The sequence below is a fragment of the Lachnoclostridium sp. An169 genome (assembly GCF_002160525.1).
In the GTDB taxonomy this organism is placed as follows: domain Bacteria; phylum Bacillota; class Clostridia; order Lachnospirales; family Lachnospiraceae; genus Mediterraneibacter; species Mediterraneibacter cottocaccae.
In genome coordinates this window covers 62,290-88,759 of the sequence record NZ_NFKT01000004.1, presented here as the reverse complement: position 1 = coordinate 88,759, position 26,470 = coordinate 62,290, and the positions used below count along the sequence as shown (strand labels likewise).

Below are 26,470 nucleotides of genomic sequence, written 5' to 3'. Positions count from 1 at the left end.
AAAAAAGGAGGGCCCCTTCTATGACTATCCGTGATGCTGTCAGAAAAACCGGACTCCAGAAACGAACTATCTATTTCTATATCAGCCGCCAACTGCTCTCCCCTCCGGTCAATCCCGACAACGGCTATCATATTTTTTCAGAAGAGGACATCACACGTCTGAATATCATCCGGTGTCTGAGAGAATGCGGGGTTCCACTTGCGGATATCCGCGCCATCCTTACAAACCCCCGCACAGCTCCCTATTATCTGCACAAACGGCTGAACCGGCTTCAGACAGAACTTCTTTCGGCAGAGACGGTTATGGAAGAACTGGACCGGATCACTGCGGATCTTCCGGTCTGCCGCTCATTAAGTGAAATTGCGGACCGGCTTTCCTCCGCCAGATTCCAGCCCGATCTTTCCCGCTGCCAGCCGCAGTTTGAATCCCGGGATGCCCGTCTGATCGCGCGTTATCTGTGGCAGGCATATCTGGACGGCCCCATGACAGACTACCGCCAGTTTCTCTGGCAGAAGATTATGCAGGATACCGCGGCGCACATCCACACTGACCTGAAAGCAATGGCGCGTTATCTCCAGTTTCTTCCTCCGGAACAGCTGGATGAGGCAAGCGTAACACAGTTTATCCGCGCCAGAGAGATTATCGCACTGGAACCCTGCGGCTATTCCAGATTTGTGGAAGAAATGGAACAGTCTCTGGAACGCTTCTGCTCAGATCCCGTCCAGCAGGAACAGTGGAAGCTTCTGTACTGCCCGGTCATCCGTCCTTCCACCACATTTGCCTACAGCGCAAGCCACTGGATGACCGAATTTCATCCCGACTACCAGCGCTATTACAACAACATCCATGCCTGCTGTATGATGTTAAAAGAAAAGCTGAAAGAAGAATGCCTCCTGGACCGGATCGCTGATGCTTTTGCCGGAGCGTATGATTTTGAATCAAGCAGCTATGGTGAACTTGAAATAGCTGCTTCATTTCAGCACAGCGTTTATTCTATGCTTACCCCGGAACAGATCCGGGAATTTTTGAAAACGCTGTGACGCTGCCGGCAGAGATTCCGCCCAAGGCGCAAAGGTGCCTTATCCCTCCCGGCACGACTTTCTCCGGCTCCATACTTTCTGCATGACCGGCGCAACTCTCCCGGACCGTATTTCCAACTGTATTCGTTAAAACAGGACCCGTATTCCCTTCTGTACCAGGCGCAGCCCCTGGAATTATAAGCGCCCGGGCAGTCACATTCATGACCTCACTCGCTGCCTCCATCACTGCATTCGCAATACCAGAATTAAAACCAGACAGTAAAAGAAGGACCTCCGGCTTCAATAAGCCGCGGTCCTTCTCCTGCTGTCTGATTCCGTTTTTATCAGATTCTGCCGGGGTTCTGTTTTATTCAGCCGGCTGTCTCAGACTACATAGTATTCCATCGGATAAGTGAGATAGCTGTGAGGCTCCAGCTGGTCACAGGTTACATAACCGGGCTGAGCGATCAGCAGGGACGGAATCCTGTTGACAATCGTTGCACAGGTATGCTCTACTGTTGCAGGTTTCACTACATGGAATTCCGTATCGGGTTCACCGGTGATCCACCAGTCGCACTGATCTCCATCTTCCGGTCCGTAAACCTTGCCGATTGTTTCCTCCTCGATGGTAATCCCCTGCAGAGTCTCAATAGTCACTACCGCCGACATACCGATGCATCTGCCCGCCTCAATGGTCTTTCCCAGTGTAGCACTGTAGACGTCGTGATCTACTATATACGGCACATGTCTCTGTGTAATAGACTTGACAGTGAGACCCAGCTTACTGCAGATCGCCTCACTTGCATTCCATGCGTAGGACGGCTCGAACTCAGCCGGATGGGCGATCTGGGCTTCAAATTCCTCTGCTGTCAGGTCACAGCCGTGGGCTTCTGCCAGAGCCAGTCCGTAGTCCTCCACATTATAGCTGTATGCCCCTTTGATCTTTTTGATCTGGTTGCATCCGGACGCCACCATGGCTACCATGTTGATCCAGAAAATATCCTGCATACCGGAGCCTGTTATTGTACAGCCGTGCTCTTTCGCAAGAGCGTCCAGACGGTTGATCTCAGCCGCAGCAGTCGTCCAGGGATAGATCGCTTCCTCACAGGTAGTTATCACATTGATTCCGCGGGAAACACATTTCTCTACATGCTCGTAAATATCCCCGATAAAACTGAACAGAGTTACCACTGCCACATCGGCATCACACTCGTCAAGAACCTTGTCGGCATCACTGGAAATACATACTCCGGTTTTGATCCCCAGTCCGGCGTAATCCCCCACATCCATTCCGACAACATCGGGATTCACATCAATCGCTCCTACGATCTGCGCGCCGTGCTCATGCAGGTAACGCAGCGTATATTTCGCCATTTTCCCGCATCCATACTGAACAACTTTGATCTTTTCCATCACAAAACCTCCTGACTGTTATTGATGATTATTGTTTCTGAATAAACCTTAAACCCTCATGCCGCTTGAGAGTCAAGAGATTTTGTGAAATTTCTGTCATTCTATTTCCGGAAACTTACAGGAACCTGCAGGCGCAGAAACATGCTGCGCGGATCATTGTCAAATACCTGAAAACCTGTCATGACCTCACAGATATAATCTCCGGATACCGTATAGCCGTTGTCCCGGCAGAAGTTCAGAAGACGGCGCGCGAAAGTGATTTCATCATCATAGTTGTCCAGATAGACGCAGGCATACATCCCGCTCTCCACCACATCCGCGTTTTCTCCGCCGGACAGTTCTCTGCGGCCGGTAAAGATAAAGATCCTCCCTGCCCTGAACTGTTCCTTTTCAAAGTCTTCCTGTGTGATGGAGGTGCCGATATTGTATGAATGAATCTGGGTAACCCCCTCCCTTTCAAGCTTTCTTCTCAGATCCCGGAGCAGGTCTTCATAGCTGTGAATATCGTCCTGATAAAAGTTATGCCGGCAGGGGACACCCCATATATAGCGGCGGTCAATATATTCCAGAGAAAATGTCCCTGTATCCGGCGACTTCCGGTATCTCTCAATGGACATAATCGCCCGTTCTACCGCATCGTGTCTGTCTTTCAGCTGACGCAGCTGCTGATGGAGCTGTTCATTCTTCCTTGAAAGAATTTCCTCAATCAGAGAAATGTCCTCCTTTTGCAGTATCTCGGCGATCTCCGCCAGACTCATTCCCAGCTCTTTCATATATACAATCATGTCCAGACGCGCATTCTGATTGATGTCATAATACCGGTAGCCGGTCTGCGGATCAGTATAACATGGTTTAAGCAGTCCCTTTTCATCATAGAGCCTCAGGGTTGAAACGGAAATCCGGTTCAGCGCAGCCATTTTCCCTATGGAAAGCAGTCCTTTATGCATTCGTGTCATCTCCCGAAACTCTCACCCACAGAGGAGAGCTATTTGTTTATTCCTGTATTGTAACAGTCCTGTCTGATAAACATATCGCGGCTCACCGGAGCCTGGTAAGACTCCGGTGAGCCTCTGCAATTAAAGCATATAGGAAACTCCCGGCATTGTCCATATAATTTTTATCCGAGTAAACAAAAAATATTTGATAAACTTATTTTCTGCGCCAGAGGGGGCGGTATCTCACCTCATCCTTCGAATGATAGAGCCCGATACCAACCGAGTTGTTGATCAGCCCGATAATCGGACAGAGCATGGGGAGAAAAGTAAACGGGATAAAATCCATCACACTGATTCCTCCGAGAACCACTCCATATCCGATAACCCATGCGCTCCACGGAACAATCGCTGCAACCATGGTTCCCACATCTTCCAGTGTACGTGATAGAACAGCACGGTTGATATCCATATCATCGCAGACATCCTTAAAAGCAACTGCCGGGATCGCAATTGCAGGATACTGTCCGCCAATAAGACAGATAATTAAACTTGAAATCCAGACACCAAATAAAATAGTTCTTGGTGTATTTAACTTCTGGGAAAGTCTGTTCACAAGAACATTTAACACATTTGTCTCGGAGAACAGACCACTGAGCATTCCCAGGACAAGCAGGATTCCCACCAGAGAAAGCATACTGGAAAAGCCGCCTCTGTTTACAAGAGTATCTACTGCCTCCACACCGCTGTCAATAGAGAAACCATTCAGAACATAGTCGAGATCCTCCATAAATCCCCTTCCCTGGAAAATCATGGACCAGATAATACCGGTTCCGATTCCGATACCAAATGTCAGGAAAGCCGGCACCTGCATTACCGAGAGGACAAGTACAATCAGTACCGGAATAATATGAACCGGACTGATGTTAAAATTCGCTGTAAGTCCGTTTGAAATCTCATTGACTGCAGACGAATCAATATTTCCCGAGGCATTCAGGCCGAGTACCGTGTAGATGACAAGACATATCACAGTAGCCGGAACCGTTGTGTACCACATGGATCTGATATGAGTAAAAAGGGGTACTTCACAGGATGATGAAGCCAGCAGAGTTGTATCTGACAGAGGGCTCATCTTGTCTCCGAAAAATGCGCCGGATATCACAGCGCCTGCTGCCAGAGGAACCGGGATACCCAGTCCTTCTGCCATCCCGCAGAGAACTACACCGATCGTACTGATCGATCCCCAGCTTGTACCCGTACATACTGCCATAAACGCAGGAAGGATCAGACAGATCGGCAGGAAAAGGTTCGGGGTAATAATCTTCATTCCGTAATAAAGCAGAGACGGTATCGTACCGGAAGCCATCCACACTGCCACCAGACAGCCCACGAGAAGCATAATCATCGTAGCCGTCGCGATCTGGCGGACACCTTCGGCCATTGCCGAATCTATAACATCCCACTTGTATCCCATATAGTAACAGAATATAAGCATCAGAAACAGCGCGCCCAGTGCTCCTATCGTAACGTCAGCACCCAACGCAATCAATATGATAAGTAACAGGATGGGTGCAAAAAAACCAACCAAAGCACGCCCAACTGTCATTTCCTTCAGTGTCATTTTCTTGTTTTCGGTCATCTTTAGTCCTCCTCTGATTCAACCTCTGACTCAATCAACAATGTCTAAACTTCACTGAGAGCAGCACGTATCCTTTCCAGTGCCTCCTTCAGAACTTTATTCGTAACAGCGAAATTTATCCGGATATAGCCTTTGCCTTCAGACCCGAAGTTCTCTTCTCCGTCATCCAGATCGATATGCGCCTTTTCCATAAAAAACCGTCCCAGATTCTCCGTTCCTATTCCGGCTTTGCTGCAGTCCAGCCACAACAGAAAACTTCCCTCAGGAACATACGGAACCAGAGGGAGATTATTATCCCTGATGTACTTCAGAATCTCCTGCAGGTTGTTGTAAAGATAACCGGTCAGTTCCTGCATCCACTCATCGGCTTCCCCTTTCATAATAGAGGTAACGGCAGCAATCGCAAAACTGTTCACCGCATATCCAAACGAATAGGCCTGGATCTGACGCATCCACGCCTGGCGCATCTGCGGATCCGCCACCGTGATGATCGCATGCGGAAGGCTCATGATATTATAGCCTTTGCTGAGACTTACAATCTGAACACTGATCTCCTGTGCCTTCTGATTTACGGCAAGGATGGGGATATGTCTGTTGTCTCCATATAAAATCAGGCAATGTACCTCATCGGAAACAATCCTGACATTATATCGATAACAAATCTCTACCAAACGTTCTAATTCTTCTTTTGTAAACACGCGTCCGGTCGGATTGTGCGGATTTACAAGCAGATATAAAGACGGATGATACTTCCTGATTTTCTCTTCAAAATCATCGAAATCAATCTCATAGTGTCCATTGACCGGTTTCATAGGATTGCTGATCAATGTCTGATCCGCTCCCTCAACCGCCCAGCGAAGGGGACTGAAAACCGGTGTCTGCACGATGACTGCATCGCCAGGCTTTGCATAAATTCCCAACGCCATCCTGACCGCTCCTATCGTACTCGGAACATTGCTCAGCCACTCGGGTTCAATCTGAAGGTTATAATTTTTCTTATACCAGCCTACAACTGCATCATAGTACTCCGGTGTATGCTGCCTGTAGTTATAACAGTTCTCCGTGGCTATGGGAACCAGCGCTTCGCGGATACACGGCGCACACGTAAAGTCAAGATCTGCCGTTCCCATCCCGATTACATCTTCCGGCATTCCCGGCATTCCCCATCGATAAGAATAATTTTTCCGATGATCTAAGGTCCTGTCAAATTCATACTTCATTCCATTGCTTCTCCTTTTCCGGATCTTCTCCTTTTTCTCATTCTGTCACAATTTTTCCTTCTGATAAAACTTACTCTATATTCTCGAATCCCTCCTTTCACAGAACTTTTTAAGTCTTTTTGCCCCCTCTTCTATATTTGCCCGGGACGTCGCCAGATTCATCCGTATAAATCCTGCGCCGCCTCTGCCCAGCGGATATCCGTTTTCCACAATCATGTGTGCCTCCTGTTCGATCTGATAACTGAGCGTCTGAGGACGGATTCTCAGTTTTCTCAGGTCGATCCAGGCAAAATAGGACGCATCACTTTTCATCACTCTGCATCTCCCCGGGATCTGTGACTCAAAATACTGTGTCAGGAATCTGTGATTTTCCGCGATTTCTTTTCTCAGCCTGTCAAGCCAGGCATCACATTCATTAAAAGCCGCGATTGTTGCCACAATTCCCATCAGATTCTGTCCGTATTCCATGCTCATCGCATTCAGCGCTTCCCGGTACTGTTTGTAGATTTCCGGATTTTCGGCAACGATAAAAGCATGGCGTAAAGCTGCAGTATTATAAGTTTTACTTGTCGAGTACAATGTAATTGTCCGATATGATATTTCCCTGGATAATGATGCAATCGCCGTGTACCTGCCCTCCGGAAAGATCAGCCCGCAGTACACATCATCTGAGAGGATCCACGCCTGGTATCTGAGACAGAGATCTGCGATTTTCTGCAGCTCCTCTTTCTTCCATGCTCTTCCTACCGGATTATGCGGGTTGCATATCCAGAGAACTTTTGACCCGGCTGCCAGACACGCTTCCAGAGCACCAAAATCGATTCTGTAACCGTCTTCCTCCAGAATCAGAGGGCACTCCATAACCCTGCGTCTGTTCAACGTCAGTATTTCTCTGAAACAAAAATGGACCGGGGTTAAGATCGCCACTGCATCTCCCGGTGCTGTCAGAATATTGAGCGCTGTCCAGGCGGCCATATAGATTCCTGCATTCTGCAGTACACTGCTGCGTGCATCAATCTCCCATGCGTTTGTCCTTAACAGCCAGTTCTGAATTGCTTCATAATAAGCATCCGGAATCATCGGATAGCCCAGATGCCCCCTCTGAATTACCCTTTCGAGAGCATCCAGAATCGGCTGGGGAGAACGGTAATCCATATCGGCGGTTCCGAAACAAAGAAGGTCATCCCATGGTTTCTGCTCTTTTTCGTATTCCCATTTCAGACGAAACAGGCCCTTATCATCCGCAATTTCCAATCTCTGATCCACCATAGCTGCCTCCTTTTTTCGTTTTCCTGCTCTTCTTCCCCCTGCTCCCTGTGCACTTTTGTAAACATTATATAAACTGAAATATATTAATGTCAATATGAAATAATTCATTCGAAATCCCCTGTTTATTTCATTGTAAAAGTCATTTTGCTATGCTAAGATACAGATAGTTTAATTGGATGGAGGACAATATGAAATTAACGAAAACCGACAGATTAATTCTTGATTCATACTCACAGATGGTGGAATATCTCTCCGCCTACCTCGGCACTGTCTATGAAATCAGTCTGCACAGTCTGGAAGATCTTGATCATTCTGTCATCAAAATAATGAACGGATATCACTCCGGACGTACTGCGGGAGCTCCCCTTACAGATCTTGCCTTAAACATGCTGAAAAGGATTAGCGATCAGGGCCTTTCCTCTGCAAACACTTATATTTCTTACAATGCCGTCAACTCTATGGGAGAGCGTCTGAAGTCTTCCACAATCCCGATTTTCGGGGAAAACCGGCGCATTATAGGAATTTTATGCATTAATATGTATCTGGATTCTCCGCTTTCGGAAATCCTGGAAACACTCACAGATACAAACGGAGGGGAACCTCAGCAGGAATATTTTGCCAAAGATACGTCAGACAGCATCCATCGATTGATTAATGATGCCCGCAATCAGATCATGTACAATAACAGTATCGCCCCGGTAAATAAAAATAAGGAGCTGATCCGCCTGCTCCATGAGCGCGGGGTTTTTCAAATCAAGAATGCCATTCCGCAGGTTGCCGATGCCCTGGGAATTTCGAAAAATACTGTTTATATGCATCTGCGCAACATTACAAATGAAGATGAGAAATAGTGTTTTTTTCAGTGAAAGGGAGGTGACTAATAGATAATTAGATAAATTTCTAATATATACGGGATTATATACAGAAAAAAGTCCATAATCATGGACTTTTTTGAGTAGCGGAAACTGGATTTGAACCAGCGACACCACGGGTATGAACCGTGTGCTCTAGCCAACTGAGCTATTCCGCCATATTCATTTGGTATATATGGGGCCTATAGGGCTCGAACCTATGACCCTCTGCTTGTAAGGCAGATGCTCTCCCAGCTGAGCTAAGACCCCATATCTTTTTGTCTCTCGGAAGTTTGTCTTCCGCAGCCGACTTGTTAAGTATACTATCAGAGGCGAAAAATGTCAACACCTTTTTTTCATTTTTTTACATTTTTTCTTTCTTTTTTTCTCTCGCCCTTTTTCAGCCTCTTATTCCCGGGATTTATCAGCATTTAGTACTAATCGAACTACCCGGTATAATTAATTATAATACACATTATTATGGAGCGGATTCATTCATCCGCTCCATCTGAATCTCCGGATCATCTCATATACCGGCTCATCCGACCTCCATCTCATCCGATCTCCGACTCATCCGATCTCCGACTCATCCGATCTCCGGCTCATCAAATTCCAGAGTAATATATTTGAAGCGGTCATCATGCCACTTCTTCACGACTTTTCCCCGTCTTGTCTGCAGGCGTTCCCTGTTTTTGAAGTTTCCGCTCGCCCCGTATGCATGTTCGATCATATACCAGTATGATGTAGGCAGAACGTATTCCTCCACCTCCAGATAATCGCCTTCCTCGCAGCAGTCCGGTGTCTCTGTCGTAAAATCCATTAACCTTGCCATATCGATGCTCCTGTTGTCTCCTATCTGAAATACTTCACTCCGGACTCGAATATCTTCATATCCTGCTCGCCGTAAATATTAATCGCAACAGAATCTCCCCGGCGCTCGGAGTGTGCCATCTTGCCCAGCACTCTTCCGTCCGGGCTTGTGATTCCCTCGATTGCGCGGTAGGAACCGTTGATATTCCACTCTTCATCCATGGAAATATTACCTTCCGGATCACAGTACTGAGTCGCAACCTGCCCGTTGGCAAAGAGTCTGTCCAGCCATTCCTCACTTGCGACAAAACGTCCCTCTCCGTGGGAAGCCGGATTTGTATATACTCCGCCGGGCTGCGCCTCCTGAAGCCATGGCGATTTGTTCGTTACAACCTTTGTATAGACCATCTTTGAAATATGACGTCCGATGGTGTTGTAGGTCAGTGTCGGAGAATCATCCTTCTGTCCCACAATCTCTCCGTACGGCACAAGCCCCAGTTTGATCAGTGCCTGGAATCCGTTGCAGATACCGAGTGCAAGTCCGTCGCGCTCATTCAGGAGCTTCTCCACTGCCTCTTTGATCTTTGCATTCTGGAATGCAGTAGCGAAGAATTTTGCCGATCCGTCCGGCTCGTCGCCGGCGCTGAATCCGCCCGGGAACATGATCATCTGTGCCCCGGATATGGCTTTCTCAAACTCCTCCACAGATTCCCGGATATCTTCTGCATTCAGGTTCCGGAATACCTTTGTAACCACTTTCGCGCCTGCTCTCTCGAAAGCTTTCGCGCTGTCATACTCGCAGTTCGTGCCCGGGAATACCGGGATAAATACGGTAGGCTGTCCGATCTTATGGCTGCAGATATGAATATCTGAAGTCCGGTAAATCTTCTCCTCCACCGGCTCCTTCGAATCTGCCGCGGATTTCGTGGCAAACACGCTCTCCAGAGTTGATGTCCATGCTTTTTCTGCCTCGTCAATGGAAAGCACCGTATTACCGTATTCAAACACATCCTTATCCGTCACTTCACCGATGACCGTATAACTGATGGCAAGATTCCCCACCTGTCCGTCCGGCACCTCGGCAATGATATCGCCGAATGCAGGAGCAAACAGATCTCTCGGATCCATACTGTGCTCGATCTTTACTCCCATCCGGTTGCCGAATGCCATCTTGCTTACTGCAGCCATCACACCATGGCGGTCAAGGGCATAGGCAGAGATAATACGTCCATTGCGGATATCCTCCGTAAACTTTCCGTACTGATCCATAACCTGGGAATAAACCGGAAGATCATTGGAATCTCTTTCAATCCGGAGCCACACGATCCTGCTTCCCGCTTTCTTGAACTCCGGCGTAATAATGTCTTTGTCAAGCGCCATGTCAACGGCGAAAGAAACCAGGGTAGGCGGTACGTCAATGTCCTGGAAAGTTCCGGACATACTGTCCTTTCCGCCGATGGACGGCAGACCGAACCCGATCTGTGCCGCATATGCACCGAGAAGGGCTGCAAAAGGCTGGCTCCATCTCTTCGGATCCTCGGACATCCGGCGGAAGTATTCCTGGAAGGTAAAGCGGATCTTCCGATAGTCTCCGCCCGCTGCAACGATCTTTGCCACAGACTCGGTCACTGCGTATACAGCTCCGTGGTACGGGCTCCAGCTTGAGAGATACGGGTCAAATCCATAGCTCATCATGGACACGCTGTCCGTGGAGCCGTTTAGCACCGGCACTTTTGCCACCATGGTCTGTGTCTCTGTCATCTGATATTTTCCGCCGTGAGGCATGAATACAGAGCCTGCCCCGATGGAACCGTCGAACATCTCCACAAGTCCCTTCTGGGAGCATACATTGAGATCTCTGAGCATATCGAGCCATTTTTCTTTCACATCGCCCACTTCTTTTCTGCAGAACAGACTGTCTTTTCTGTCCGGCATCTCCACTTCCACGCTGGTCTCCTGGTGGGCTCCGTTTGTATCAAGGAAGGCGCGTGAAAGATTGACGATCTCTTTTCCTCTCCATACGAGAACCAGTCTCGGGGACTCTGTGACAACCGCCACCTCTGTCGCCTCAAGGTTTTCTTCTTTTGCATATGCCATGAACTGCGCAGCATCTTTCGGATCAACGACAACTGCCATTCTCTCCTGGGACTCGGAAATTGCAATCTCCGTTCCGTCAAGGCCTGCGTACTTCTTCGGCACTTTGTCCAGCTCTACACGCAGTCCCGGCGCAAGCTCTCCGATAGCCACGGACACACCGCCCGCTCCGAAGTCGTTGCACTTCTTGATCAGACGGCTGACTTCCTCTCTGCGGAACAGCCTCTGGATCTTTCTCTCGGTAGGCGGATTTCCTTTCTGCACCTCTGCACCGCATGTCTCGATAGATTCCTCGGTGTGTACTTTGGAGGAACCTGTTGCGCCGCCGCAGCCGTCACGCCCGGTCCGTCCGCCGAGCAGGATGATGATATCTCCCGGATCTGAATTTTCGCGGATCACCGCGCGTCTCGGAGCAGCACCCAGCACGGCGCCGATCTCCATACGCTTCGCTACATAGTCCGGATGGTAGATCTCTTTTACCAGACCGGTAGCCAGACCGATCTGGTTTCCGTAGGAGCTGTATCCCTTTGCAGCTCCGCGCACCAGCTTCTTCTGGGGCAGTTTTCCTTTCAGTGTCTCTTTGACGGAAACTGTCGGGTCAGCAGCTCCGGTTACACGCATGGCCTGGTAGACATAGGTACGCCCGGAGAGCGGATCCCGGATCGCTCCTCCCAGGCAGGTTGCCGCGCCTCCAAACGGCTCGATCTCCGTGGGATGGTTGTGCGTCTCATTCTTAAAGTTGATCAGCCACTCCTCTTCCACTCCGTCTACTTTGATCGGCACGACGATACTGCAGGCATTGATCTCGTCAGACTCTTCCTGATCTGCAAGTTTTCCTTCTCTTTTCAGCCTGCGCATTGCCATCAGTGCCAGGTCCATCAGGCAGACAAACTTGTCCTCCCTGCCGGCAAAGATCTCACTGTGATCCTTCAGATACTCTTTGTATGTGTTCTCGATGGGCTCTCTGTAATCTCCCTCGTCGAACTTCACATCCTTAAGCTCCGTAGAGAAAGTCGTATGACGGCAGTGATCGGACCAGTACGTATCCAGAACCCGGATCTCTGTCATGGTAGGATCTCTGTGTTCCTCTCCGCGGTAATAATTCTGAATATGGAGGAAATCCTTAAACGTCATGGCAAGGCCCAGAGAATCATAGAGCTCCTTCAGAGGCTGCTCCTCCATGTTCTGGAAACCGTCGAACACTTTGATATCCTCCGGTTCGTCAAAAACCGTTACCAGAGTATCCGGCTTCTCTTTCGCAGCCTCCCGGGAATCTACCGGGTTGATGCAGTGTTCCTTGATCGCCTCAAGTTCGCTGTCTGATATATTTCCTTCGATAACATAAGTGGTGGCGGTGCGGATCACCGGCTCCTCGTCTTCCTTTATGAACCGGATGCACTGTTCTGCAGAATCGGCACGCTGGTCAAACTGTCCCGGAAGGAATTCCACAGAGAATACCCGGTCATTTTCACCTGCCGGAACTTCTTCTCTGTAGAGAATATCTACCGGCGGCTCGGCAAACACACCCCGGCACGCCTTCTCGAATGTCTCGTCCGAGACATTCTCCACATCATAGCGGATCAGTTCTCTGACACCGGTCACGTCCATGATTCCCAGATAGCGTCTGATCTCATGCCGCAGTTCCTTCGCAGCAACGGCAAACTCGGGCTTCTTCTCCACGTACACGCGCTTTACATTACTCATATTTTGTCTCCTTTGCTCAAAATTTCCTAAGAGTATCGTACCACACTTTTCCTCATAAGTGTAATTAATATAATTAAAGTTTATGATAAGAATGCCTAATCTTCCTGGCAGGCATTCCCGCCTGACCTCCCCCTCAGTTCCCGGTATGCTGTCCGGAACCGTTCTTCTTCTTTCCGGCGGAGAGCCTTCCCGGGATAAGACTTAATGCGAAGCACACTGCCAGCCCGATAATGAAGATCACACCGATGCGGATTACCATATCTGCAAACAGACCTTCCGGCAGCATACGGATCATATAGTCCTCCGCCGGATCAAACAGCCAGAGATCATTGTCAAAAAAGATATGGTGAAACTCCACAAACACTGCATTGAAGTCCACGGCAACCGCAATTCCCAGAAGCACGACCAACGCTCCGGTAACAGCCAGCACAATCTGCCAGGACCGCGCCAGAATCCGCTTCCAGTCCGCCCTCACCGCAAGCAGAAAGACAAGACAGATCACCGCGGCGGCGCAGGCACCCCACCTGAGATTCAGCCCTCCGATAAACAGATCCCGGACCTCTCCCATATGAAAGCGGTCCTGTTCGTTAAAGAAGTCCTGTTCCACGCCTTCCACAGTGGTCGTAACAGAGAGCGCCTCTCTGTCGCCTCTCAGGTACGCCATCATCTCTCTGGTCACGTGCATCACATCATCCATCGTCATGTCGAGGTCAGAGAGCACGTCATATTTCTCGTATTCCTTCTGATATACATTAAAGTCTGCATACATGGCAATCTCAAAACTTGAAATCAGCAGAATAATCATGAGGGCAACAGAAAAAACAATTCCCGCCGCCCAGTGTAGCTTGTTCATATTGTGTCAACCCTTTCATCATGTTATAATACAACCAGTATTTATCAGGAGGACTAATAATTATGATTGATATCAATTATGAATTATACAAAGTATTCTATCATGTGGCTTCCACTCTTAATTTCTCGGAAGCCTCCAAACAGCTTTTCATCTCACAGTCCGCAGTCAGCCAGTCCATCAAGACACTGGAAAAGAAACTGGATCAGGTTCTCTTTATCCGCAGTACAAAGAAGGTCCGGCTCACTCCGGAAGGCGAGATCCTGATGCGTCACATCGAACCCGCCATGAACCTGATCCGCAAAGGGGAAGCCCAGCTCCTTGAAGCGGCCTCCACAGGCGGTCAGATCCGCATCGGTGCCAGTGATACGATCTGCCGCTATTTTCTGATTCCCTATCTGGAACGTTTCCACAAGACGTTCCCCAACGCGCACATAAAGGTCATCAACCAGACCTCTGTCAAATGTGCAGAACTTCTCCGGAATGGAATGGTGGACCTGGTTGTCGTCAATTACCCCAACAATTACCTTGGAACCGCCGCCTCCGTAACGCGCATCCGGAAATTCCGGGACGTGTTCATCGCCGGAGAGCCTTTCTCCGAACTGAAGGGCAGGAAGCTTTCTTTTACAGATCTGGTCCGCTATCCGATCCTGATGCTTGACCGGAACAGCACGACAAACGAGTTTCTCCACAGCCTGTTCCAGCAGCATCAGCTGGATCTTGTGCCGGAAATCGAACTGACGAGCAATGACCTTCTGGTAGATCTTGCCCGGATCGGCCTTGGCATTGCCTTTGTGCCGGATTACTGCATCGCCGGCAGAACTGACGGGATCTTTGTCCTGGAAACAGAGGAGGACCTCCCGGAACGGGAGCTTGCCATCGCTTTCAACGGACACCTTCCCCTCTCCCGCGCATCCCAGGAGTTCCTGAGTTATTTCCAGAACTCTTCGATATAGCTTCCGACCGTCCGCACAGTACAGTACTGACACCGGTCCCACTCACGCGGGAATGTCTCTCTGTACTGCCGCTGCCGGAACCGGTCGTCCAGCAGCAGGATCACACCTCTGTCGCTTTCCGTACGGATGACGCGTCCTGCTGACTGGAGCACCTTATTCATCCCCGGATAGAGATAGGAATACTCAAATCCCTGCATCCCTCTGCCGTCGAAATACTGTTTGACAATCTCACGCTCGTTGCAGACCTGGGGCAGTCCGGTTCCCACGATAATGGCACCGATCAGCCTGTCGTCCGCCAGGTCAATCCCCTCGGAGAAGATTCCTCCCATCACGCAGAAGCCCACCAGGCTCCTGTCCCTTTTCTGCTCAAACTCCTCCAGGAACTCCTCTCTCTCCTGCTCTGTCATATACTGTCCCTGTATGAGCATATCAACGTCATTTCCCATCTGTTCAAAGCGTTCACATACTTCGTCCATAAAGCGGTAGGATGGAAAGAAGGCGATGTAGTTTCCCTGTCTCGCCTCTGCCGTTTTGCGGATATAGACGGCGATCTTTTCATACATGTCCGGTCCCCGCATGGTATAGCGGGTGCTCACATCCGTTCCGATCAGCAGTAAGCGGTTGTCATTCGGGAAACAGGAATGTGCATAGACTGCATAGTCATCTTCTTCCACAGAAAGCAGTTTCTTATAATAGCGGATCGGCAGCATTGTGGCGGAGAAGAATACCGTACTGTTTCCCTGTTCCAGGTAAGCCTGCAGATTAACCGCCGGATTCACACAGAACAGCTTCACCATAAATCTGCCGTCCGGTTCCATCTCGCTGTATATGACATAATTTTCATCCAGTATATCATAGATGCTCAGAAAAGAACGGACCTGAAAGTAGAGCTCCAGTACCCGCTCCCGCTTTTCCTGATCCGTACATTCCTCCAGAAAAGTTTCCATCTCTGTAAAGAGACTCATGAGCTTCAGAGCAATGTGGGAGACACTGTTAAGGATCTGATAGTTCTCACACTCCCGCTTCAGTTCCAGGAACAGCCGGTTCACCTCATCCAGTCTCCTGGCGAGCCTGCCGTCCATCGGCTTTACAAGCCGCTTTACTTCCAGGAAGTCCTCTTTATAGAGAGCTGCACTGTACATTTCCCTTCCCCGTTCCACCAGGTTGTGCGCCTCGTCAATCAGGAAGAGATATCCACCGGAAGTACCCTCCCCGAAGAACCGCCGCAGATGTGCATTGGGGTCAAAAACATAGTTGTAATCACAGATCACGGCATCCACCCATGTGGAAATATCAAGGGACATCTCAAAGGGACATACACGATACTTCTTTGCCGCCGCCTCCACGGCGCTCCGGCTGATCTCAAAGCCCTGTGTAATCATCTCGTACACCGCATCGTTGACCCGGTCATAGTGTCCTTCCGCATAGGGACATGCCTCCGGATTGCAGTCCGCCTCCTCGCAGAAACAGATCTTTTCCCTGGCAGTCAATGTAACCGTCTTAAACCGAAGCCCCTGTCCGGCCATAGCGCGGAACGCCTGCTCTGCCACAGTACGGGTAATGGTCCTGGCTGTGAGATAGAAGATCTTTTCCCCCAGTCCTTCTCCCACTGCCTTCACGGCAGGGAATACTGTGGCAATGGTCTTTCCCACTCCCGTCGGCGCCTGGATAAAGAGCTTTTTCTTCCGCAGGATCGTGCGGTAAACAGACGCAGCCAGATCCTTCTGACCTTCCCGGTACGGAAAGGGAAATACGGTTTCCCGGATCGACTCATTTCGAATCTCCCGCCATTCGATCTGGAACCGGGCCCACTTCTCATATCTGCGGATAAGATCCCCGAACCATGCTTCCAGCTCATCAAACGTGAATTCCTGACGGAACCGCTTAATATCTTCGGTGTCCAGATTACAGTAAGTCATCTGGACACCGATTTTCTTCAGATCATGCTGCTGTGCATAGATATACGCATAACACTTGGCCTGGGCAAGATGGACGCCAACCGGTTCAGTGATCAGCTCCAGATCTCTCAGAACACCCTTGATCTCATCGATCACCACATCCGGCTCTGCCAGATGTTCCGGTATAATGATCCCGTCCGCCCTGCCCTCAAGCTGTATGGTAATATCACCGCACGGGACCTGGATCTTCAGCGGCACCTCCGCGTGATATTCCGATCCCATGCTTCTCTGGATCTTCCGGTGCAGCCGGCCGCCCATCTGCATGGCATCCTTCTCCATACTCCCGGAAATGCGGTTGTCGATATTCCCTTCCCGGAGGATGAATTCGACCAGATTCCGCACGGAGATACGGACGGTCCTGTTCTGCTCAGACTCTGTCAATGCTCAGCCCCGTCCTTTTCTCCGGACTCAAAGCGGAAGCGGGTTTCTTCCGTCCAACCGTCCCCGGACACATTTTCCCCGGCGAAATGACCTGCAGCGGATTTTTCTGCGCCTTCACCCACACCGGAATCCGTGGACCTCTGCACTGCGCCGGCTGTTCTGCTCCACTCTTCCGCCTCAGGTCCGAAATCATCCATTCGGGCGACTTCGGCGATGGTCTTCGTCAGCCCGGCGATGCCCTGCAGCTCGGAAGGAATGATAATCTTTGTCGCCCTTCCGTCCGCAGCTTTGGCAAACGCCTCAAGACTCTTGATAGTGAGAACCGCGTTGTCTGCACCTGCATTCTTGATATACCGGATTCCGTCTGCAGTTGCCTGCTGTACGGTGCGGATTGCCTCTGCCTGTCCTTCCGCTTCCTTGATCCGCTTCTCTTTCTCGGCTTCCGCCCGGAGAATCGCCGCCTGTTTCTCCGCCTCAGCTTCAAGGATCACAGACTGTTTCTCTCCTTCTGCGACAAGAATGGTAGACTTCTTCTCACCTTCTGCGCGCAGGATCGCTTCTCTTCGCTCACGCTCCGCTTTCATCTGCTTCTCCATGGCATCCTGGATCGCCTTGGGCGGCATAATATTTTTCAGCTCCACACGGTTCACTTTGATTCCCCATTCGTCTGTGGCAGTATCCAGTGTCGTCCGCATCTTGGTATTGATAGTCTCGCGGGAGGTAAGCGTCTCATCCAACTCCAGATCGCCGATGATATTACGCAGCGTTGTGGCTGTCAGGTTCTCTATCGCCGAGATCGGATTCTCCACTCCGTATGCATACTTCTTCGGATCTGTAATCTGATAGAACACAACCGTATCAATCTGCATCGTAACATTGTCCTTTGTGATAACGGCCTGAGGTTCAAAATCCACAACCTGCTCTTTCAAGGATACTCTTCTCGCCACCCGGTCGAGAATCGGGATCTTAAAATGAATCCCCACATTCCAGGTTGCCAGATATCCGCCGAGACGCTCCACGACAAATGCGTTCGCCTGGGGAACAATCCGGATGCTGCTTGCAATCAGCAGTAAAATAATAATCAGAATTACAATCAGTACAAAAATTCCCAATGTCATGCCTTTCCCTCCTCACGCTTCTTCAAAATCAGTTTCACTCCGGAGATTCTGACGACCTCAGCCATGCTCCCGGCCTCGATCTTCTCCCCGTCCTTCTCCGTCCTGGCAGTCCACTCCAGTCCCTTTGCCAGGGCTGTGCCGGTCTGTGCATAATTGTCCACAGTCTCCGTCACCTTAACCATCCTGCCGATCAGTTCATCGCTGTTTGTCCTCTCATGGCGGAAATTTATGTACTTCAGCGCAAATGGCCGCGTAAACGCCAGAAGAAGAAATGATACGATGAAAAAGCCCGCGATCTGCCAGACCAGTCCCGCCCCTGCCAGCGAGATAATCAGCGCCGTCAGAGCCCCTCCTGCAAACCAGATCGACGTAAGCCCTACGGTGGCCACTTCCACAGCCACGAACAGGACAAGCAGGCCAAGCCATACAAATACTTCTGTCTCCATATGTCTCCTCTCTTTTCCGTCAGGAATATCCTGAACTGCTTTATCTGGTGTCATTACTATCATAATCTCTCCGGACGTTTTATACAACCAGAATTTTTTAACTTTCGCTCCTGTCCGTCCAAAATTCCGGCATGTCTCCCCGGTACCGCAGGGGAAGCATATTCCGCTGCAGCCCGGGATTCTCCCGCTCTTTGATGGAGATGGATTCAAAGAACACCCGCCAGAGCGTCTCATATGCCTCTTCCGCGTCGGAAACCGCACCTGCCGCTTCCGGATTCAGTTCCACTCCCCACACCAGCCGGCACTTATCCCGGGCAGGATGGACAAGAGAGATCCCGTGGGTCTTATCGCAGATCATCCAGTTCTCCAACGGAAAACGGTTGGAAAAATGCTCTGCAATGCAGGTCAGAATCTGGGTCCTGGGCGAGATTTCGGAAAACAGGACGCCGTTTTTCAGTTCACGGAAACGGATGAATTCTTTGTATCTGTGCGCCTCGTTGGACACTCTCCTGCTCAGTTCAAACACTTTCGCCACATCCGGATGGCCCAGATGCTCCATGATCTTTCTGCTGTCCGGGATCCGTCTTGCTTCCTGCATGGCATGAAACACCGCCTCTCCCTTGGCACTGTCATCCGAAAGAAGTGCATTGCAGATATCCCAGTATGCATTGTAACCCAGATGCCGTTTGATCATTCCTGCAATCTTAACCGCTTTGTCCTCACATTCCACCACAGTCTTATATTCACAGAAAAGCTGCTGCTGTACTTTTCCCCGCAGTTCGATTCCCGCTTCTTTATCCCGGCTCTCCTTCCAGGCGTCATAGAGCGCGGAGCCGAGCCCCGTCATCGTATCCGTACAGATATAGACCTGCTTCATCGCCTTATCCCATCCTTTCCACATGAAGCCCCGGCCCTTTCGCCGGGGAATTTCCCGCCTGCATCGTAAAATTCATGTCATCAAACAGCGACATCTGACGGTATGTCATTCCGTCCGCTCCCTCCGGCAGGCGTTCCTTTGTATTGAGAAGATTTCTTGTGATATAGTCCTCATCCATCCTTGTCGGATACATCATCTTTCCCTGGCAGGTAAGAAAATACAGCGCTCTTTTGAGAACAACTCCCATCTTCTTCAGATCCTCAAACCGAAGATTTCCCATTCTCCTTGCCTTCACTATCCTCGACGCCGACTTGTACCCGATTCCCGGAACTCTCAGGAGCATCCGGTGATCCGCCCGGTTCACCTCCACCGGAAACTGATCCAGGTGTTTCAGCGCCCAGCAGCACTTCGGGTCGAGAAAAATATTGAAATTGGGATTCTCCTCGTCCAGCAGTTCCTCCGCTTCAAAATGATAGAAACGGAGCAGCCAGTCCGCCTGGTACAGACGGTGCTCCCGCAGAAGCGGCGGACCGCTCTCTTTCAGGGCAGGGAGCGCCTTATCCTCATTGACCGGGACAAATGCCGAATAGAACACCCTCTTTAACTCAAACTTCTTATAAAGTGCTTCCGCAACATTCAGAATCTGATAGTCTGTCTCGGGTGTAGCTCCGATAATCATCTGTGTGCTCTGCCCCGCCGGGACAAAACGGGGTGCATTCCGGTAAACCGTGATCTCCTGCCGGTTTTCCTTCGTCTTTTCCTGCACCATCCTCATGGGAGCCAGGATATTCTTCCGTGACTTGTGGGGCGCCAAAAGACGCAGGCTCTCAGCCGTGGGAAGCTCCATATTTACGCTCATCCTGTCCGCAAGATAGCCGGTCATCTGAATCAGCCGGGGATCCGCGCCCGGAATTGCCTTGACATGGATGTATCCCTGGAAATTACAGACATGACGAAGCCGGTACAGAGTCGCATAGATCTGTTCCATCGTATAGTCCGGGCTTTTCAGGATACCGGAGCTCAGAAAAAGTCCTTCGATGTAATTTCTCCGGTAAAATTCCATGGTCAGGCTGCACACTTCCTCCGGTGTGAAGGAAGTACGCTCCACATCATTGGACGAACGGTTGACACAATATTTGCAGTCAAATATACACTCATTCGTATAAAGGATCTTGAGCAGCGAGATACATCTCCCGTCAGCGGAAAAACTATGGCAGATCCCGGCGCTGCTGCAGTTTCCCATACCGGTGCCGTCCCCCTTCCTGTCCACGCCGCTTGACGTACACGCCACATCATACTTTGCCGCATCAGACAGGATGCGCAGCTTCTCATACACATTCTTCCGCCCCGCCGATCCCGTCTGTACAATATGCTTCGTTCCACACTGTATGCTGTCCTTTATGTTCTTCATGGTATCCATCGCCCGGCTCTGAACCCTCTGCATAATCTCATCAGACATATCTCTCACCTCTCAATTCGAACATATGTTCTGTTCTCATATTATCACAGGGTCCTGTCCTTTTCAAGGGAAAATGAAAGATGGCGGAAAGTCCGCACAGAAAAAGCGGCGGGAAATATTGAATTTCCCGCCGCCAGGTCTCTTATATTCTGTTTTTTATTCGCACTCCCGGATACGCTTTCTCAGCGGAAGAACCATGGACGGTGACACGGACAGTTCGTCCAGCCCCATCTTCAGGAATTCCTCCGTCAGCTCCAGGTCTGCCCCGAGCTCGCCGCAGATACCGATCCATTTGCCCTCGGCGTGCGCATTCTCCGCCGCCATGCGGATCATAGCCAGAACGGCCGGGTGATGGGGATCATAGAACTCATCCAGCTTGGAATTCTGACGGTCAATCGCCAGCGTATACTGGGTGAGGTCGTTGGTTCCCACACTGAAGAAATCCACTTCCTTCGCAAGATCCCGGCTGATCATCACTGACGCCGGTGTCTCGATCATGACTCCGAGCTCCACCTCGTCCCGGAAAGGAATTCCTTCCTCTTTCAGCTCCGCCTTTACTTCCGCGATAATCGCCTTGATCCGGTGGATCTCATCCACAGAGATGATCATCGGGAACATGATGGAGATGTTGCCGTACATGGCCGCACGGTACAGAGCGCGAAGCTGGGTCTTGAAGATCTCCGGGCGCGTCAGGCAGATGCGGATCGCACGGTATCCGAGGGCCGGATTTTCTTCCTTATCCAGTCCGAAATAATCCACCTGCTTGTCCGCTCCGATATCCAGAGTACGGATGATAACCTTCTTGCCCGCCATGTTCTCGGCCACCTGCTTGTATACAGAGAACTGCTGATCCTCCGTGGGGAATGTACTGTTCTCAAGATACAGGAATTCACTCCGGAAAAGCCCGATGCCGCCTGCATCATTTTTCAGCACGGCTCCTACATCGGAGACGTTGCCGATATTGGCATATACATTGATTCTCTGACCGCTCTTTGTGACATTGTCCTTGCCTTTGAGCTGTTCGAGAAGCGCCTTCTGGTCCAGATCCTTCTGACGTTTCTCCTGCATCTGCGCCAGGGTCTCCTCATCCGGATCCACATAGAGTGTTCCCGTAAATCCGTCGAGAACCGCCATCTTTCCGTCAAAGGAAGGCTGAAGATCCTCTCCCAGGCCGATGACAGCCGGAATATTCATGGTCCGCGCCAGAATCGCCGTGTGGGAGTTGGAAGATCCGTGCATGGTCGCAAACCCCAGGACCTTGCTCTTGTCAAGCTGCACTGTCTCGCTGGGTGCCAGATCGTCCGCCGCCACAATACACGGCTCTGTCATCTCATGCACTCCTTCATCCACACCGCAGAGAATATCGAGAACACGCTCGGAGACATCCTTTACATCGGCTGCCCTCCCCTGCATGTAAGCATCATCCATGGAAGCGAACATCTGTGCAAAATTATCCGCTGTCGTTGCGACTGCAAACTCAGCGTTCACCTGCTGTGAGCGGATAATGTTCTCGATTGATTCAAGATAATCCAGATCCTCAAGCATCATCTGATGGATCTCAAAGATCATCGCATTCGCCTCTCCCACATCGTCAAGAGCCTTGTCATGGAGCTCCTTAAGCTGGGATACCGCTTTGTCCTTCGCCTCGTGAAATCTCTTCAGTTCGGCGTCTATATCATCGACATGGCTCCTCTTGATCACCTTCTGGTTTCTTTTATAAAAGGTAATTCTGCCGATCGCCACGCCTCCAAAAACACTTTTTCCGCTAATTGTAAACATATCTTATAAGTTCTCCTTGAAGAATGTCTCAAGTTCGGCAGCTGCTTTCTCCTCGTCTGCTCCGTCAACTGTAACCGTAATCTCTTCCCCGGTCTTAACTCCAAGGCCCATAACTCCGAAAATTCTCTTCGCATCCGCGCTCTTCTCGCCTTTGGCAATCTTAACTGCGGACTGATAGGATGCCGCCTGTTTTACAAGGATTCCTGCCGGTCTTGCATGGATTCCCTCCGGGTCTGTAATCACGTATTTGAATTCTTTCATAACATGGTACCTCCTTATTGGTTCAATGTAATTTTGTAATAAGTATATAACACGCCCTGATTTTTTTCAATGAAAGATTCACAAAATAATTTCTTAAATATTTGCTTTATTTGCAAATATTTCTACAAATCAAACAATGGCGTTGACAGATACCGCTCTCCTGTATCCGGCAGAAGAGCTGCAATCACTTTTCCTTCGTTTTCCGGTTTTTGTGCTTCCAGGATTGCCGCGTGAAGGGCAGCCCCCGAAGTGATGCCGGTGAGGATTCCCTCCTGGTGCGCAAGCAGTCTGGACGCCTCATACGCCTCTTCCTCCGTGACCGGACAGATTCTGTCGTACACAGATGTATCCAGCACTTCCGGCACAAACCCGGCACCGATCCCCTGAAGTCCGTGGGGACCTGTCTTTCCGCCGGAGAGGACAGGCGAACCTGCAGGTTCAACGGCGACAATCTCCACTGCCGGTTTCTTCTCCTTCAGATATTTTCCGACGCCGGTTATGGTTCCGCCGGTTCCCACTCCTGCCACAAACAGGTCGATCTCCCCGTCTGTGTCTTCCCAGATCTCCGGGCCGGTGGTCTTATAATGCGCCATGGCATTGGCAGGATTTACAAACTGTCCGAGAACAATTGCATTCTCGGTCTCTTCTGCCAGTTCATCCGCCTTCTCGATGGCGCCCGCCATTCCTTTTGCACCATCGGTAAGGACGATCTGCGCCCCGTAGCCGAGAAGAAGTTTCCTTCTTTCTATGCTCATGGTCTCCGGCATCACAAACACCGCTTTGTACCCCCGCGACGCTGCGATGGCCGCCAGACCGATCCCTGTATTCCCGCTGGTCGGTTCGATGATGGTTGCGCCCGGACGGATCTTCCCGCTCTTCTCTGCATCCTCAATCATATTCAGGGCAGCCCGGTCCTTCACGCTGCCTGCCGGATTGAAATATTCCAGCTTGACCAGGAGCCTTGCATGGAGCCCGAGCTCTTTTTCAATATTTGCCGCCTCAAAAAGCGGCGTTCTTCCCACAAGTTCCGTAATGCTTCTGTATACTTTCATGGTGTTATCCTCCTTTTGCGCTATACTCCTATTTTACCCGTTCCTGCCGGGAATTACAACGTTTCTTCCATGTTAATGTTTTGTATATTTTTACAAAACAGATCTTTCATCCGTTGACTTTTATTGTTAAACATGCTACACTGTCACAGTATCGGTTTAGCAGAGCCGGTACAGAAACTTATTATTTTCTTTATGGAGGGCTACACAATGACAGGTACAGTGAAATGGTTTAACAACCAGAAGGGTTACGGATTCATCTCCGATTCTGAGGGAAACGATATCTTCGTTCACTACTCAGGGCTTGTTATGGATGGATTCAAATCCTTAGAAGAAGGCCAGGCTGTCGAGTTTGACGTGACAGAAGGCGCAAAAGGACCTCAGGCAACCAATGTAGTAAAACTTTAATCAGAATTTTTAATGTACCTTTTAATTATATAAACCAGAATGGCATTTAATATTTAAAAGCAATACAGAAAAACGAGATTAAAAAGAACTGCCGGACAACTCTTCCCAGGTCGTCCGGCAGTTCTTTTTCTCCTGATTTCTTTCTCAGCCCTTTATGTTCGCCACGTAAGCTTCCGATGCCTCCCAGACATCAAATCCGCTTCCCCGCAGGATGTCCACAACTCTCGCAGGGTCGTCCGTCTTGATGACCGCCGATGCGTCGGAGCCGTTTGCAAAGGCATACATGTACTCAATGTTCACGTCGCCTTCTACAATCTGATGCATTGCCCGGCTCAGAGATCCGGTCTCGTGGGGTACGCGCAGAGCAACCACATCTGTCAGCATGGAAGTAATCCCGTTTTCTCTGAGGACAGCCTTCCCCTTGTTCGGATCGGAGACAATCATCCTCAGCATCCCGTACTCTGCGGTATCAGCCAGGCTCAGGGCAACGATGTTGATGTCATTTCCCGCGAGGACGGACAGGACTTCATCCAGACGTCCCTCTCTGTTTTCCAGGAAAACGGATAATTGTTGAATGGTGATTCCCATAGTAAATACCTCCCTTTTTACAGATTTCTGTTATCGATCACGCGGACAGCCTTGCCTTCGCTTCTCTGGATCGTTTTCGGCTCCACGAGTTTCACGCGTACGGAGATGCCGAGAGCTGTCTTGAGTACGGCAGCGATCTTGTCTCTGAGTGCATCCAGTTTCCGGATCTCGTCGGAGAACATGGACTCGTCCACTTCCACCATGACCGTCAGGACATCCAGGTTGTCCTCTCTGTCGACGATCATCATGTAGTGCGGCGCCACTGCCCCGCCCATACTCAGAAGTGCAGTCTCCACCTGGGTCGGGAATACGTTCACGCCGCGGATCACTTTCATGTCGTCGGTTCTTCCCGTAAACTTGGAAATTCTCGGAAGAGTTCTTCCGCACTCGCACGTGCTGTGGTCGATGCTTGTCAGATCCTTTGTGCGGTAGCGGATCAGCGGCATGGCCTCCTTTGCAAGAGTGGTGAATACAAGCTCACCGGTCTCGCCGTCTGCACATTTTGCCTGAGTCGCAGGATTGAGTACTTCCGGATAGAAATAATCCTCATGCACATGGAGTCCCGCATGGTGGATGCAGTCCTGGGCAACACCCGGTCCCGTGACTTCGCAGAGACCGTAGATGTCGAAGCAGTTAATATGGAGAATGCTCTCGATCTTCTTGCGCATCTCTTCCGTCCAGGGCTCAGCTCCGTGGATTCCCGCCTTCAGTTTCAGACGATCCACAACACCCGCTTCCTGGAGGGATTCTGCCAGGTAAAGGGCGTAGGACGGCGTGCAGGCAAAAGCGGTTGCCCCCAGATCCTCCATGCACATCATCTGGCGCTTCGTGTTTCCCGCAGACATGGGGATCGCTGTCGCTCCCAGCGCCTTTGCGCCGAAATCAAGTCCCATCCCTCCGGTAAAAAGCCCGTACCCGTAACATACATGGATGATATCCTCATTGGTAAGTCCCGCCATCACGAGACCTCTTGCGACACACTCTCCCCATACATCCACATCTTTCTGGGAATAGGGAGCGATCGTCAGTTTTCCCGTCGTTCCGGATGTTCCCTGGACACGGACCACATCCTTCATGGGGATTGCAAGGAGTCCGAATGGATAGTTGTTCTTCAGGTCCTCCTTTGTGGTAAACGGAAGTTTTTCGATATCCTCGATGGATTTGATATCTCCGGGTTCCAGCCCGATATCTTTCATCTTTTTGTGGTAGAACTCCACATTGTTGTACACCCTGTTTACAACATCCACAAGGCGTCTGCTCTGCAGGGCGCTCATCTCATCCCTGCTCATGCATTCAATTTTCGGGTCACGGATCCGCTCAACCCAGTTTTCTAATGATACTGCCGCCATTTCTGTTTCTCCTTCTAAAAGTTTCTCCTTCTGAAGCTTC

General features: G+C 50.2%; 21 protein-coding genes, 2 tRNA genes and 1 pseudogene. 4 read left to right on the top strand and 20 right to left on the bottom strand.

The genetic code is table 11. From position 1 onward, the window contains the following. Nucleotides 1-20: 20 nt before the first annotated feature. Nucleotides 21-1,040 (top strand): helix-turn-helix domain-containing protein, encoded by a 1,020-nt coding sequence (locus B5F07_RS04540; protein WP_087160097.1) that lies wholly within the window; start codon nt 21-23, stop codon nt 1,038-1,040. Between the two features lie 363 nt (nt 1,041-1,403). Here the strand turns inward: B5F07_RS04540 and B5F07_RS04530 are convergent, their stop codons facing one another. From B5F07_RS04530 to B5F07_RS04510, 5 genes are all read right to left on the bottom strand, one after another. Further along, complete coding sequence (locus B5F07_RS04530) at nt 1,404-2,432, bottom strand: Gfo/Idh/MocA family oxidoreductase (RefSeq protein ID WP_330397726.1); 1,029 nt, start codon at nt 2,430-2,432, stop codon at nt 1,404-1,406. A gap of 101 nt (nt 2,433-2,533) precedes the next feature. Beyond that, complete coding sequence (locus B5F07_RS04525) at nt 2,534-3,379, bottom strand: MerR family transcriptional regulator (RefSeq protein WP_087160094.1); 846 nt, start codon at nt 3,377-3,379, stop codon at nt 2,534-2,536. Nucleotides 3,380-3,581: 202 nt separating this feature from the next. Continuing rightward, complete coding sequence (locus B5F07_RS04520; protein WP_087160093.1) at nt 3,582-5,003, bottom strand: Na+/H+ antiporter NhaC family protein; 1,422 nt, start codon at nt 5,001-5,003, stop codon at nt 3,582-3,584. A 44-nt stretch (nt 5,004-5,047) separates the two neighbouring features. Then, complete coding sequence (locus tag B5F07_RS04515) at nt 5,048-6,223, bottom strand: MalY/PatB family protein (protein WP_087160092.1); 1,176 nt, start codon at nt 6,221-6,223, stop codon at nt 5,048-5,050. Nucleotides 6,224-6,298: 75 nt separating this feature from the next. Beyond that, nucleotides 6,299-7,492: a MalY/PatB family protein gene (locus B5F07_RS04510; protein WP_162613052.1), complete on the bottom strand. Its 1,194-nt coding sequence runs from the start codon at nt 7,490-7,492 to the stop codon at nt 6,299-6,301. Between the two features lie 188 nt (nt 7,493-7,680). On the opposite strand from B5F07_RS04510, the gene B5F07_RS04505 reads away from it, so the two are divergent. Next, nucleotides 7,681-8,343: a helix-turn-helix transcriptional regulator gene (locus B5F07_RS04505; protein ID WP_242972433.1), complete on the top strand. Its 663-nt coding sequence runs from the start codon at nt 7,681-7,683 to the stop codon at nt 8,341-8,343. A gap of 105 nt (nt 8,344-8,448) precedes the next feature. Here the strand turns inward: B5F07_RS04505 and B5F07_RS04500 are convergent. From B5F07_RS04500 to B5F07_RS04480, 5 genes are all read right to left on the bottom strand, one after another. Next, nucleotides 8,449-8,522 (bottom strand) — tRNA-Met (locus B5F07_RS04500). An 18-nt stretch (nt 8,523-8,540) separates the two neighbouring features. After that, a tRNA-Val gene (locus B5F07_RS04495) sits at nt 8,541-8,613 on the bottom strand. Between the two features lie 316 nt (nt 8,614-8,929). Next, nucleotides 8,930-9,175: a hypothetical protein gene (locus tag B5F07_RS04490; protein ID WP_242972432.1), complete on the bottom strand. Its 246-nt coding sequence runs from the start codon at nt 9,173-9,175 to the stop codon at nt 8,930-8,932. A gap of 20 nt (nt 9,176-9,195) precedes the next feature. Next, a complete protein-coding gene (locus B5F07_RS04485; RefSeq protein WP_087160088.1) occupies nt 9,196-12,951 on the bottom strand; it encodes a phosphoribosylformylglycinamidine synthase in 3,756 nt (1,251 codons plus the stop codon). A gap of 133 nt (nt 12,952-13,084) precedes the next feature. Further along, nucleotides 13,085-13,804 (bottom strand): TIGR01906 family membrane protein, encoded by a 720-nt coding sequence (locus B5F07_RS04480; RefSeq protein WP_087160087.1) that lies wholly within the window; start codon nt 13,802-13,804, stop codon nt 13,085-13,087. A gap of 62 nt (nt 13,805-13,866) precedes the next feature. Here B5F07_RS04480 and B5F07_RS04475 point away from each other — a divergent pair, with 62 nt between their 5' ends. Next, nucleotides 13,867-14,757: a LysR family transcriptional regulator gene (locus B5F07_RS04475; RefSeq protein ID WP_087160086.1), complete on the top strand. Its 891-nt coding sequence runs from the start codon at nt 13,867-13,869 to the stop codon at nt 14,755-14,757. Here B5F07_RS04475 and B5F07_RS04470 read toward each other — a convergent pair. The 8 genes and pseudogenes from B5F07_RS04470 to cysK form a co-directional block, all read right to left on the bottom strand. Next, nucleotides 14,733-17,096: an ATP-dependent DNA helicase gene (locus tag B5F07_RS04470; protein ID WP_242972431.1), complete on the bottom strand. Its 2,364-nt coding sequence runs from the start codon at nt 17,094-17,096 to the stop codon at nt 14,733-14,735. The two genes, B5F07_RS04475 and B5F07_RS04470, sit on opposite strands and share 25 nt — an antisense overlap. Nucleotides 17,097-17,287: 191 nt before the next feature. Next, nucleotides 17,288-18,214, bottom strand: a pseudogene (locus B5F07_RS04465) (SPFH domain-containing protein); the annotation flags it as partial. Beyond that, on the bottom strand, nt 18,211-18,660 hold the full coding sequence (locus B5F07_RS04460) for an NfeD family protein (protein ID WP_087160199.1): 450 nt from the start codon (nt 18,658-18,660) through the stop codon (nt 18,211-18,213). The gene B5F07_RS04460 and the pseudogene B5F07_RS04465, both read right to left, overlap by 4 nt. A gap of 97 nt (nt 18,661-18,757) precedes the next feature. Then, complete coding sequence (locus tag B5F07_RS04455) at nt 18,758-19,537, bottom strand: TIGR03915 family putative DNA repair protein (RefSeq protein ID WP_087160198.1); 780 nt, start codon at nt 19,535-19,537, stop codon at nt 18,758-18,760. Between the two features lie 4 nt (nt 19,538-19,541). Then, entirely contained in the window at nt 19,542-20,996 is a 1,455-nt protein-coding gene (locus B5F07_RS04450) for a putative DNA modification/repair radical SAM protein (RefSeq protein ID WP_330397725.1), read from the bottom strand. 156 nt (nt 20,997-21,152) lie between these two features. Beyond that, complete coding sequence (gene ptsP, locus B5F07_RS04445; protein WP_087160084.1) at nt 21,153-22,775, bottom strand: phosphoenolpyruvate--protein phosphotransferase; 1,623 nt, start codon at nt 22,773-22,775, stop codon at nt 21,153-21,155. 3 nt (nt 22,776-22,778) lie between these two features. Continuing rightward, nucleotides 22,779-23,036, bottom strand: a complete 258-nt coding sequence (locus tag B5F07_RS04440) for an HPr family phosphocarrier protein (RefSeq protein ID WP_087160083.1) — start codon at nt 23,034-23,036, stop codon at nt 22,779-22,781. A gap of 122 nt (nt 23,037-23,158) precedes the next feature. Next, nucleotides 23,159-24,088, bottom strand: coding sequence for a cysteine synthase A (gene cysK / locus B5F07_RS04435; protein ID WP_087160082.1), 930 nt, complete (start codon nt 24,086-24,088; stop codon nt 23,159-23,161). Between the two features lie 207 nt (nt 24,089-24,295). On the opposite strand from cysK, the gene B5F07_RS04430 reads away from it, so the two are divergent. Next, nucleotides 24,296-24,493 carry a cold-shock protein gene (locus B5F07_RS04430; RefSeq protein ID WP_005609555.1) on the top strand — a complete coding sequence of 66 codons (198 nt, stop codon included), beginning with the start codon at nt 24,296-24,298 and terminating at the stop codon, nt 24,491-24,493. A gap of 144 nt (nt 24,494-24,637) precedes the next feature. Here the strand turns inward: B5F07_RS04430 and B5F07_RS04425 are convergent, their stop codons facing one another. Together B5F07_RS04425 and B5F07_RS04420 are read right to left on the bottom strand one after the other, a co-directional pair. Beyond that, complete coding sequence (locus B5F07_RS04425) at nt 24,638-25,081, bottom strand: amino acid-binding protein (protein ID WP_087160081.1); 444 nt, start codon at nt 25,079-25,081, stop codon at nt 24,638-24,640. A 17-nt stretch (nt 25,082-25,098) separates the two neighbouring features. Beyond that, nucleotides 25,099-26,430 (bottom strand): phenylacetate--CoA ligase family protein, encoded by a 1,332-nt coding sequence (locus tag B5F07_RS04420; protein ID WP_087160080.1) that lies wholly within the window; start codon nt 26,428-26,430, stop codon nt 25,099-25,101. Between the last annotated feature and the right edge of the window lie 40 nt (nt 26,431-26,470).

Excerpts from the sequence above, each read along its gene's own strand:
- B5F07_RS04490 (WP_242972432.1), bottom strand. The coding sequence starts at position 9,175 with ATGGCAAGGTTAATGGATTTTACGACAGAGACACCGGACTGCTGCGAG.
- ptsP (WP_087160084.1), bottom strand. The coding sequence starts at position 22,775 with ATGTTTACAATTAGCGGAAAAAGTGTTTTTGGAGGCGTGGCGATCGGC.
- B5F07_RS04455 (WP_087160198.1), bottom strand. The coding sequence starts at position 19,537 with ATGAAGCAGGTCTATATCTGTACGGATACGATGACGGGGCTCGGCTCC.
- cysK (WP_087160082.1), bottom strand. The coding sequence starts at position 24,088 with ATGAAAGTATACAGAAGCATTACGGAACTTGTGGGAAGAACGCCGCTT.
- B5F07_RS04450 (WP_330397725.1), bottom strand. The coding sequence starts at position 20,996 with ATGTCTGATGAGATTATGCAGAGGGTTCAGAGCCGGGCGATGGATACC.
- B5F07_RS04430 (WP_005609555.1), top strand. The coding sequence starts at position 24,296 with ATGACAGGTACAGTGAAATGGTTTAACAACCAGAAGGGTTACGGATTC.
- B5F07_RS04540 (WP_087160097.1), top strand. The coding sequence starts at position 21 with ATGACTATCCGTGATGCTGTCAGAAAAACCGGACTCCAGAAACGAACT.
- B5F07_RS04530 (WP_330397726.1), bottom strand. The coding sequence starts at position 2,432 with ATGGAAAAGATCAAAGTTGTTCAGTATGGATGCGGGAAAATGGCGAAA.
- B5F07_RS04510 (WP_162613052.1), bottom strand. The coding sequence starts at position 7,492 with ATGGTGGATCAGAGATTGGAAATTGCGGATGATAAGGGCCTGTTTCGT.
- B5F07_RS04520 (WP_087160093.1), bottom strand. The coding sequence starts at position 5,003 with ATGACCGAAAACAAGAAAATGACACTGAAGGAAATGACAGTTGGGCGT.
- B5F07_RS04420 (WP_087160080.1), bottom strand. The coding sequence starts at position 26,430 with ATGGCGGCAGTATCATTAGAAAACTGGGTTGAGCGGATCCGTGACCCG.
- B5F07_RS04525 (WP_087160094.1), bottom strand. The coding sequence starts at position 3,379 with ATGCATAAAGGACTGCTTTCCATAGGGAAAATGGCTGCGCTGAACCGG.
- B5F07_RS04515 (WP_087160092.1), bottom strand. The coding sequence starts at position 6,223 with ATGAAGTATGAATTTGACAGGACCTTAGATCATCGGAAAAATTATTCT.
- B5F07_RS04460 (WP_087160199.1), bottom strand. The coding sequence starts at position 18,660 with ATGGAGACAGAAGTATTTGTATGGCTTGGCCTGCTTGTCCTGTTCGTG.
- B5F07_RS04505 (WP_242972433.1), top strand. The coding sequence starts at position 7,681 with ATGAAATTAACGAAAACCGACAGATTAATTCTTGATTCATACTCACAG.
- B5F07_RS04440 (WP_087160083.1), bottom strand. The coding sequence starts at position 23,036 with ATGAAAGAATTCAAATACGTGATTACAGACCCGGAGGGAATCCATGCA.
- B5F07_RS04480 (WP_087160087.1), bottom strand. The coding sequence starts at position 13,804 with ATGAACAAGCTACACTGGGCGGCGGGAATTGTTTTTTCTGTTGCCCTC.
- B5F07_RS04425 (WP_087160081.1), bottom strand. The coding sequence starts at position 25,081 with ATGGGAATCACCATTCAACAATTATCCGTTTTCCTGGAAAACAGAGAG.
- B5F07_RS04485 (WP_087160088.1), bottom strand. The coding sequence starts at position 12,951 with ATGAGTAATGTAAAGCGCGTGTACGTGGAGAAGAAGCCCGAGTTTGCC.
- B5F07_RS04475 (WP_087160086.1), top strand. The coding sequence starts at position 13,867 with ATGATTGATATCAATTATGAATTATACAAAGTATTCTATCATGTGGCT.